Origin of the sequence: Micromonospora sp. NPDC002575 (assembly GCF_042889525.1) — a bacterium.
Taxonomy (GTDB): Bacteria; Actinomycetota; Actinomycetes; order Mycobacteriales; family Micromonosporaceae; genus Micromonospora; species Micromonospora carbonacea.
The window spans coordinates 420086-429494 of sequence record NZ_JBIARA010000003.1 but is presented as its reverse complement, the minus strand read 5'-3'; the positions used below and the strand labels follow the sequence as shown (position 1 = coordinate 429494).

Below are 9409 nucleotides of genomic sequence, written 5' to 3'. Positions count from 1 at the left end.
TGGGGCGAGCCTGCGCAGACCGTCGCGCCCATGCCCCACCTTCCGTCAGTCGAGGTGTCGTCGTTGGAACGCTCGTGGTTGTTCGCCCGCCTGGCCGTGCCGGCCGGCGACTGCCCGGACGCCCGGGCGGCCGAGCTGGTCGGCACCGTCGTAGCCGGGCTGGTCGCCGCCGCCCGCCGCGTCGACCCCGGGTCCGCCTGGTTCTACGACCGCCTCGGCCCCACCGGCGTCCCCGTCGCCCCGGCCGGCTCCGCCGCCGGGCAGCGGCTGCGCCTCGGCATCCGCGCGACGGCGGCGGGGCTCGACGCGGTCCGGGCCGGGCTGCGCGCGTACGACCAGGGGGTTTGCCTCGCCGTGGAGCCGCACGCGGTCCGCGACGCCGCCCGGGGCGGGCCCCTCGCGCAGGCCGGCAGCGACCTGGCGCTGGCCCTGCTCGCCGGGGACGGGCCGTGGCTGCCCGGCGCGGAGCTGCCGCTGGCCGTGGCACACCTGCGGCACCTGGCCGGGCTGCTGCCGGCGGCCGACCGGCCCGCCTTCCTGTTCCTGCACTGGCAGGACCGCGGGGCGGCGCTCACCGGGGCGCACCGGCGGGAACTGGCCGCGCAGGCCGCCGCCGGGGCGGACAAGATCGTCCTCGCGGCGGGCGACCTGCCGCCGGGCGGGGCGGTGGAGGTCGCGTGGCGGCGCTACCTGGACCGGGTCGCCGACGTGGCCGGGCGGGACCACCCGGACGCGCCACGCGGCTTCCTGCTGGCCCACCACGCGCAGCTCAGCCACGACCGGTGGGGCATCGCCCCGGACGTCGACGCGCTGGCCGCGCTGGCGCTGCGGCTGACGATGGTCCGCCGCCCCACCGGTGTAGAGGAGAAGACAACCGCATGCAGGTGACGGAGACTCCCGCGCGGATCGAGGTGGCGCTCGGCGAGCGCGCGTACCCGGTGCTGATCGGGCCGGGCGTGCGCCACCGGCTGCCGGCGGAGGTGGCGCGCATCGGCGCGCGGCGGGTCGTCGTGGTGTCGGCCCGGCCGCCGGAGTGGACGCCCGACCCGGGCGTGCCGCACCGGGTGGTGCCGGCCCGCGACGGCGAGCACGACAAGACCCTCGCCACGGTGGAACACCTGTGCCGGGCGTTCGCCGAGTTCGGGCTGACCCGCACCGACGCGGTGGTCTCCTGCGGCGGCGGCACCACCACCGACGTGGTGGGGTTGGCCGCCGGCCTCTACCACCGGGGGATCGCCGTCGTCCACCTGCCGACGTCGCTCCTGGCCCAGGTGGACGCCAGCGTGGGCGGGAAGACGGCGGTGAACCTGCCGGAGGGCAAGAACCTCGTCGGCGTCTACTGGCAGCCCCGCGCGGTGCTCTGCGACACCGAACACCTGACGACCCTGCCGGAGCGGGAACGGCGCAACGGGTACGGGGAGATCGCCCGCGCCCACTTCATCGGCGCGGGCGACCTGCGCGGGCGGCCCGTCGCCGAGCAGATCGCCGCCTGCGTGGCGCTCAAGGCCCGGGTCGTCGCCGCCGACGAACGCGACGGCGGGCTGCGGCACATCCTCAACTACGGCCACACCCTCGGGCACGCGCTGGAGGTCGCCACCGGCTTCCGGCTGCGCCACGGCGAGGCCGTCGGCGTCGGCACGGTCTTCGCGGGCCGGCTGGCCGGCGTCCTGGGCCGGATCGGCCCCGAGCGGGTCGCCGAGCACCGCGAGGTGGTCGCCGGCTACGGCCTGGACACGGAGCTGCCAGCCGGGGTGGACCACGACGAGCTGATCGCGCTCATGCGCCGTGACAAGAAGGCCACGGCGGGCCTGTCGTTCGTCCTCGACGGCCCCGGGGGCCCGGAGCTGGTCGCGGACGTCCCCCCCGACGCCGTCCGCGCCGCCTTGGCGTAAGGAAGGGCACCTTGTTAACGCTTTCTGTTGTACAGGGGCCCCCTCCTAACGAGTCGTAATCCGGTGGACAGTGCCCGCCCCGGAGACGACTGTCGGCTCATGCGACAAGAGGACATCTGGGACGCCGACGCCGCCGAGCGCTACGACACGCCGGGGGTCGGCATGTTCGCCCCCGAGGTGCTGGGGCCGACCGTGGACCGGCTCGCCGCGCTCGCGGGCGGCGGGGCGGCGCTGGAGTTCGCCGTCGGCACCGGCCGGGTGGCCGTGCCGCTCGCGGAGCGCGGGGTGCCCGTCACCGGCATCGAGCTGTCCACCGCCATGATCGACAAGCTGCGGACGAAGGTGGACGAGGCGGCGCTGCCCGTGGTCGTCGGCGACATGGCCACGACCGTCGCGCCGGGGGCGTACACGCTCGTCTACCTGGTCTTCAACACGATCTCCAACCTGCTCACCCAGGCCGAGCAGGTCGCCTGCTTCCACAACGCCGCCCGTCACCTCGGCCCCGGCGGTCGGTTCGTGATCGAGCTGTGGGTGCCGGAGCTGCGCCAACTCCCGCCGGGCCGGCAGGCCACGGTCTGGCACTGCGAGCCCGGCTACGTCGGCCTGGACACCTACGACGTGCTGCGCCAACACGTCGTGTCGCACCACTTCAGGTTCGGCGAGGGCACCGAGGCGCAGGTGTTCCGCAGCCCGCACCGCTACGTCTGGCCGGCGGAGCTCGACCTGATGGCGCAGCTCGCCGGCTTCGAGCTGGAGTCGCGGCACGCGGACTGGGCCGGCGGCGAGTTCACCGCCGAGTCGCGCAGCCACGTGTCCGTCTACCGGCTCCCCTAGTCACTCGTGGAACGGCACCGACCGCTCTGGACCGCCGCAAGGTCGTCCCCCGAAGAGGCTGAGCAGTCCGTGGCGACTTCGCGAACGAAATCAACTTCGGTAAATTGGTCTCGACAATCAAGAGGATTCTTCCGCCGGCAGAGAAGCCCTGGCTGCACGAATTTGGCGAGGCCCTGCGATGTGGCGGGTGTCCGATCTCGACGCGGCCCGGGACAGGAGAGTCGATACCCTTGCGGACCCAACGCCGGCTGGCTACAGTGATCACATCTGGGGATATCGCACCCCGGCGAGCTTTGGAGAAACATGCGTCTGGCGAAGATGTGGTCCGCTGCAACTGTTACAGCCGCGGCATTGCTTGCGGTGATCGGCATTCCTTCGCCCGCGAGCGCTGCCGCCACTGCGTACAACACCAAGAGTTCCACCTTGGCCGGCAGCCCTACTGACGGCCTGGCGACGATCTGTCTCACCAAGAACATCGCGCTCGCCAGCGGAGCATACAAGTGGGGCTACGTCATGTACGGAACGAACTACGATACCGAGTCCAGGAATATCTCCCTCGCCGCCGGAACATACAAGTGGACTCAGTGCATTGACCCCAGGAACGGATTCTACGATCTCAGCGGCAGTCTCCAAGTGATCGTCGACACCGACCCGCTGCCGCCGGCCTATCTTCCTGTATGGTCGGTGGATATTGTGAGCACCACCACCATGACGTGGGGTGGATACCTGGACCCTGCTTTCTAGGCCAGCGCTGGGCCGGCCAGACAGCGAAGAGTTCTCGTGAGCCGGAAAGCCCCGGCCTGCCAGTGCTATTGGCAGGCCGGGGCTTCATGATAGGTCCCGGCGACGGCAACTGGCCGCGTCACCAAGAGTTGTCGATACCTCGCCAGCGCCCACCCGTCGACGGGTCCACCCATCGCCCCGCCATGTCGGCGACATCGCGGGGTCGAGTCGGCCTGGACCCCGCGATGTCGCCGACATGGCGGCGGAGCGCCGGCGCCGCCCCGGGGCCGCGGCACGGGCGCCCGCGGGGGGGGGCGGCGGGCCCCCCCCCCCCCGGCCCCCCCCCTCGGGGGGGGGGGGCCGCGGCCCCCCCCGGGGCCGCGCGCATCGGCGCGCGGCCAGGGCGGCGCGCGGGTCAGGGGACCAGGGCCGCCGGGCAGTACGCCAGCAGGTCCGTCGGCGCGTCGGCGACCACGTCCGGGCCGGCGGCGAGCAGGGCGGCGACGTCCCCGCCGTGCCAGGTGGCAGCGACCGTGGTGACGCCGGCCTCCCGGCCGCTGAGCAGGTCGATCACCGCGTCGCCGACCATCATGGCCTGCTCCGGCGGCACGTCGAGGTGGCCGAGGGCGGCCAGGACGATGTCCGGGGCCGGCTTCGGCCGGGCCACCTCGTCGGAGCCGATCACCTGGTCGAACAGCCCGAGCACGCCGAGCGTGTCGAGCAGCGAGCGGGCCCGGGGGCCGCTCTTGCCGGTGGCGATGGCCATCCGGACGCCCCGGCCGTGCAACTCCTCCAGGGTCTCCCGTACGCCGGGGAACAGCGGCACCAGGTGCGCCATCCGGTAGCTCTCCCGGACGAACGGCTCCTCCATCTCCAGCGGCAGCCCCATCAGCCGCATGATGTCCGGGAAGTACCGGCCCATGTGCCGGTTGTACTCCTCGAACGGCGCGGGCCCGTCGCCCACCACCTCGGCGTACGCGATGCTGAACGCCTCGCGCATGACGGCCGAGCTGTCGACCACGACGCCGTCGAGGTCGAACACGACCGCGCGGATCGGGCCCCGGGCGGGCGGCGGCGCGACGGTGACGTCGACGGTGGACGGTGGATGGGTCATGGCTGCTCCCCGGAGCGAGTGAGGTCGCCGGTGGTTCTCACCGGTCGCGTTGGCCCGCCAGCGCGTGCTCCCGCTCCGGCTCGGTGGGCCGGGCGGTGCGGTAGATCCGTTCGATGATGTCGATGGTCCGGTGCGCCTCGGCGACGGCCGCGCCCCGGCTGGCCGGGTCGGCGAGCAGGCCGGGCAGGGCGTCGAGCTGGCGGTCGTACTCGGCGCCGATCGGCTCGGCGGGCAGCGGCAGCGCGGCGGTCTCGCCGTCGCGGGTGCGGGTGAGCACCGGCGTCGGCTCCCGGTTCGGGCTGAACCCGAACGTGCAGCGCAGGGTGGCCGTGCCGGCGACGCCCTGCACGGTGATGGTGGTGCGGTCCAGCGCCTCGTGCGACGCCCAGCAGGCGTGCACGGCGACGGACGTGCCGTCGGCGGTGAGCAGGAACCCCCGGGCGGTGTCCTCGACATCGCCCCGCGATCCGCCGACCGAACCGTCGCCCCGTAGCGCGCCGGCAGCACCCGCGGTGCCGGAGGGGTCGCGCCAGGCGGCGTGCGCGGCGGTGTCGTTGACGAAGTCGGCGGAGACGCTGCCGACGGCGTGGGTGATCCGGGCGGCCGGGCCGAGCAGCGGCAGCACCGTGTCGAGCAGGTGCCAGCCGAGGTCGACGAGCGCCCCGCCGCCGGAGAGGTCGCGGCGGGTGAACCAGCCGCCCGCGTCGGGCACCCCCCGGGCGCGGACCCACGCCACGTCGACGTGCCGGATCGGGCCGAGCCCGGCGGCGGCGTCGGCGAGGGCCCGCACGTCGGCGCGCCACCGGGCGGCGCTGCCGGCCAGCAGCACCGCGCCGCCGGCGCGCTCCGCGTCGGCCAGCAGCGCCGCCTCGGCGGTGCTCAGGCAGACGGGCTTCTCCAGGAACACGGGTACGCCCCGGCGCAGCAGCCGGGCGGCGACGGCGGCGTGCAGGTGGTTGGGCACGGCCACCACCACCAGGTCCGCCGCGCCGGCCGGCAGGTCGTCGACGTCGGCGTACGCGAAGGGCACCGCGTGGGCGGCGCGGGCGGTGTCCCGGACGGCGGCCTGCGGGTCGACCAGGGCCGTCACCTCGAAGGCCGGGTGCGCGGCGAGCCGGGGCAGCCAGATCTCCCGCCCGGCCCAGCCGAGGCCGGCCACGGCGACCCGGATCGGGCCGCCGGGCGGCACGGCGACGCCGGAAGCGGCCGGCGGCGGGGTGGTCATCCGGCGAGGACGTCGGCCAGCACGGCGGCGATGTCGTGCATCTGCTGCTCGGTGCCGAGCAGGGTGCGGTGGTGCAGCCAGACGCAGTCGGAGTGGATCTGCTCGACGTTGGGGCAGCGGGCGGCGATCTGCTCGACGGTCTCGTCGGGGGCGCCGGCGGCCCAGAACCCCTCGCACCGGTAGATGGCCCGGAACGCCACGAACGCGGGCACGCCCCGGGCGATGAGCGCGTCGACCACGGCACGGCGGCGCTCCGGGGTGATCCCCGGGATGCGGAACATGGCCATGTAGTGCGGGTTGCGGTCGGTGCGCGGGTCGATGGTCTGCGGGACCACGCCGGGGATCTCGGCGAGCAGCCCGGCCAGCAGCGGCCAACGCTGCTCGCGTACGTCGATCTGGCCGGCGAGGCGGGCGAGTTGCGCGCGCAGCACGGCGGCGGTGAACTCCCCCATCCGGTAGTTGGAGCCGGTGGTGCGGTGCAGGTAGTCGCGGTCGGTGCGCGGCCGGCCGCAGCTGTGCACGAGGAACGCGCGCTCGCGGGTCTCCTCGTCGGGGAAGAGCACCGCGCCGCCCTCGCCGGCGGTCATCAGTTTGCCGTTCTGGAAGCTGAACGCGGCGATCGAGCCGAGCTCGCCGACCTTGCGGCCCTGCCACTGCGCGCCGTGGGCGTGCGCGGCGTCCTGGAGCAGCGCCACCCCGGCGTCGGCGGCGATCTTGTCGAGCGCGTCCATGTCGGCGAACTGCCCGGCCATGTGCACCGGCATGATCACCTTGGTGCGGTCGGTGACGGCGGCGGCGACGGCGGCCGGGTCGACGCAGTAGGTGTCGAGGTCGACGTCGACCGGCACGGCGACCGCGCCGAGGCGCTGCGCCGCGAGCGACGAGGAGATGAAGGTGAACGCCGGCACGATGACCTCGGTGCCGGGCCCGACGCCGAGCACCTCGAGGGCGACCTCCAGGGCGTGGGTGCCGTTGGTGACGGCGAGGGCGTGCGGGGTGCCGTGGTACGCCCCGAACTCCGCCTCGAACGTGTCGACCTCGCTCCCGCCCATCCGCCACCACTGGCCCTGTTCGAGGGCGCGGATCAGGCCGGCTCGTTCCTCGTCACCGAACTGCGGCCACTCGGGGAACTCCGGCACCGTCGACGGCTGACCACTCATGACTTCCCACTTCCCAATCCAGGAGGACCAGCGGTTCCCCGGCCGTCCCGCGGCGGCTGGACGCAGCGGTCTCCAGCTGGCAACGTCATCGGCTCGCGGTGGACGCTAACCGACCCGGCAGCCTGCTCACTTCCCCTAGCGGGCCCCTACCCACCCCTTAGTTCGCCGGTCGGGCGGCGGTGCCCGGCCCGTGGCCGGCGGGTGGCGTAGTAAGACTGCGGGGAATCTGTCGCCGGCCCCGCCGGGTCGCCCCACGCGAGGTGAGCTGTGTCCGACGTGCTCCTGCTGAACGGCCCGAACCTGGGCATCCTCGGTCGACGCCAGCCGGAGATCTACGGCACCGACACCCTCGCCGACATCGAGCGGGCGGTCGGCGAGGAGGTCGCCGCGCGGGGCTGGAACGTGGTGGCCGTGCAGCACGACTGCGAGGGCGCGCTGGTGCGCACGGTGCAGGAGCACTACGACACGGTGGGCGCGATCGTGAACCCGGGGGCGTTGATGATCGCGGGCTGGAGCCTGCGCGACGCGCTGGCCAACTATCCCCGGCCGTGGATGGAGGTCCACCTGTCCAACGTGTGGGCCCGGGAGAGCTTCCGGCACGACTCGGTGCTCGCCCCGCTGGCCAGCGGCGTCATCGTCGGGCTCGGCCCGCTGGGCTACCGGTTGGCGGCCCGCGCCCTCGTCGCCACGGTCGGCTGAGCCGGGCAGCCCCGATAGGGTCGCCGGCGACCCCTCACCCCCTCCACTAAGGATGTTTCCGTGCGGACTCCCACCATCACCCTCAGCATCATCCTGGCCGCCGTGTTCATGGCCACCGCCGTCCAGAAGCTCGTCGGCGAGCGCAAGACCCGCGAGCGGATGGACCACCTCGGCGTCTCCGCCGGCCTCACCCGGGTCATCGGGGTGCTGGAGCTGGCGGCCGTCGTCGGCCTGCTCGTCGGGCTGTACTGGTCGCCGGCCGGGCTCGCGGCGGCGGTCGGCCTCGTCCCGCTGATGCTCGGCGCCGCCGTCTACCACGTGCGCGCCCGGGACCCGTTCGCGGTGACGGTGATGCCGCTCGCGTTCGGGGCAGCGGCCGGCGCGCTCGCGGTACTGCACGTGCTCCAGGGCTGACACCGGTGCCCGGGGGCAGCGGCGGCGACGGGGCGGGGCTCGGCGTCCTCGGCGTCGACATCGGCGGCACCAAGGTCGCGCTGCGCGCCGAGGAGCTCGCGGCGGGCCAGCCGCAGGCCGCGCACGCCGGGGAGGTCCGGGGCGCGACGGAAGCCGGCGGCCGGGCGTACGAGCGGGTGTTGACCTGGCCCGGCGGCGGCGTGGAGGCCGACGTGGCGGCGCTTGCCGACGCGGTCGGCGCGCTGCGCGCGGAGTCGGGGCTGCGGTTCGCGGCGGTCGGCGTGGCGATGCCCGGCACCACCGGCCCGACGGGCCGGGTGGTCGTGTGGCCGGGCCGGCCGAGCTGGGCGGGGCTGCCCTTCGACGAGACGCTGCGCGGGCTCTTCCCGGGCAGCCGCACCGCCTGGGCCGACGACGGCGACCTGGCGGCGCTCGCCGAGGCCCGGCAGGTGGGCGCGCAGGACGTCGTCTATCTCGGGGTCGGCACCGGCGTGGGCGGCGGCGTGGTGCTGGGCGGCCGGCCCCTGCCGGCCCCGGGCCGGGGCTCCCCCGAGGTCGGCCACCTGGTCGTCGACGTCGACGGTCCCCGCTGCGACTGCGGGCGCAACGGCTGCCTCCAGGCGGTCGCCTCCGGGCCGGCGACGCTGCGCCGGGCCGCCGCGGCCCGGGGCGGCGAGGTGGGCTTCGCCGAGCTGCGCGACGGGCTGGAGCGGGACCGGCCGTGGGCCCACGACGCGGTCCGACCGGCGGGTACGGCCCTCGCGGCGGCCGTGGTCAGCCTCGGCGAGCTGCTCGACCCGGCGGTGGCGGTGCTGGGCGGCGGCTTCGCCGCCGGGCTGCCCGGCTTCGTCGAGCTGGTCGGGCGGGAGGTGGTCCGGCTCGCCCGGCCGGGCCGCCCGGCCCCCGCCGTGCGGGCCGCCGCCCTGGGCGGGCTCTCGTCACTGCACGGCGCGGTGGCGCTGGCCCGGGACCTGGCCGCGCCCCACTGAACGTGCCCGGGGTGCTCAAGGACGCGATCGACTACCTGTACCGGGAGTGGCGGAACAAGGCGGCCGGGCTGGTCAGCTACGGGGTGCACGGGGGCACCCGGGCGGCCGAGCACCTGCGGCTGGTCCTCTCCCAGGTGGAGGCCGCCGACGTCCGGTCGCAGGTGTCGCTCTCCCTGGTCACGGACTTCGTCGGCTTCACCGAGTTCCGGCCGGCGCCGGCGCAGGCGAAGGCGGTCGGCGAGATGCTCGACCAGGTGGTCGCCTGGGCCGGGGCGCTGCGGGTGCTGCGGGGGCGCTGACCCGCCGGCCGTGAACCGGCCTCCACCAGGGGGGACGGCCGGCGGCCCGGGGCGGGCATA

Annotated in this window: 11 protein-coding genes; 8 read left to right on the top strand and 3 right to left on the bottom strand. The window is 75.0% G+C overall.

The window, feature by feature from the left end:
* Positions 1-54: 54 nt before the first annotated feature.
* The 4 genes from ACFYWL_RS07585 to ACFYWL_RS07570 all read left to right on the top strand — a co-directional run bounded on the left by ACFYWL_RS07585 (position 55) and on the right by ACFYWL_RS07570 (position 3470).
* Positions 55-888: a hypothetical protein gene (locus ACFYWL_RS07585; RefSeq protein ID WP_386968808.1), complete on the top strand. Its 834-nt coding sequence runs from the start codon at positions 55-57 to the stop codon at positions 886-888.
* The gene (locus ACFYWL_RS07580) at positions 879-1892 is read left to right on the top strand and encodes a 3-dehydroquinate synthase family protein (RefSeq protein WP_386968729.1); all 1014 of its coding nucleotides are present in this window, start codon (positions 879-881) and stop codon (positions 1890-1892) included. Before ACFYWL_RS07585 ends, ACFYWL_RS07580 begins: the two co-directional genes overlap by 10 nt.
* Positions 1893-1991: 99 nt before the next feature.
* Positions 1992-2726, top strand: a complete 735-nt coding sequence (locus tag ACFYWL_RS07575) for a class I SAM-dependent methyltransferase (RefSeq protein ID WP_386968726.1) — start codon at positions 1992-1994, stop codon at positions 2724-2726.
* Positions 2727-3029: 303 nt separating this feature from the next.
* Entirely contained in the window at positions 3030-3470 is a 441-nt protein-coding gene (locus ACFYWL_RS07570) for a hypothetical protein (RefSeq protein WP_386968722.1), read from the top strand.
* Between the two features lie 394 nt (positions 3471-3864).
* Here ACFYWL_RS07570 and ACFYWL_RS07565 read toward each other — a convergent pair whose 3' ends face one another.
* The 3 genes from ACFYWL_RS07565 to ACFYWL_RS07555 are packed head-to-tail and all read right to left on the bottom strand — an operon-like array spanning position 3865 to position 6948.
* Positions 3865-4563 carry an HAD-IA family hydrolase gene (locus ACFYWL_RS07565; protein ID WP_386968719.1) on the bottom strand — a complete coding sequence of 233 codons (699 nt, stop codon included), beginning with the start codon at positions 4561-4563 and terminating at the stop codon, positions 3865-3867.
* Between the two features lie 37 nt (positions 4564-4600).
* Positions 4601-5788 carry a Gfo/Idh/MocA family protein gene (locus ACFYWL_RS07560; RefSeq protein ID WP_386968716.1) on the bottom strand — a complete coding sequence of 396 codons (1188 nt, stop codon included), beginning with the start codon at positions 5786-5788 and terminating at the stop codon, positions 4601-4603.
* Entirely contained in the window at positions 5785-6948 is a 1164-nt protein-coding gene (locus ACFYWL_RS07555) for a DegT/DnrJ/EryC1/StrS family aminotransferase (RefSeq protein ID WP_386968713.1), read from the bottom strand. Before ACFYWL_RS07555 ends, ACFYWL_RS07560 begins: the two co-directional genes overlap by 4 nt.
* 267 nt (positions 6949-7215) lie before the next feature.
* Here ACFYWL_RS07555 and ACFYWL_RS07550 point away from each other — a divergent pair, with 267 nt between their 5' ends.
* Genes ACFYWL_RS07550 through ACFYWL_RS07535 form a run of 4 tightly spaced genes read left to right on the top strand, consistent with a single transcriptional unit; the run spans position 7216 to position 9349 of the window.
* Entirely contained in the window at positions 7216-7647 is a 432-nt protein-coding gene (locus ACFYWL_RS07550) for a type II 3-dehydroquinate dehydratase (RefSeq protein WP_043962699.1), read from the top strand.
* Positions 7648-7707: 60 nt separating this feature from the next.
* Positions 7708-8061 carry a DoxX family protein gene (locus tag ACFYWL_RS07545; protein WP_386968710.1) on the top strand — a complete coding sequence of 118 codons (354 nt, stop codon included), beginning with the start codon at positions 7708-7710 and terminating at the stop codon, positions 8059-8061.
* A gap of 5 nt (positions 8062-8066) precedes the next feature.
* Entirely contained in the window at positions 8067-9050 is a 984-nt protein-coding gene (locus tag ACFYWL_RS07540) for an ROK family protein (RefSeq protein WP_386968707.1), read from the top strand.
* A gap of 11 nt (positions 9051-9061) precedes the next feature.
* Positions 9062-9349 (top strand): NADPH-dependent FMN reductase, encoded by a 288-nt coding sequence (locus ACFYWL_RS07535; protein WP_386968704.1) that lies wholly within the window; start codon positions 9062-9064, stop codon positions 9347-9349.
* The last annotated feature ends 60 nt before the right edge of the window (positions 9350-9409 follow it).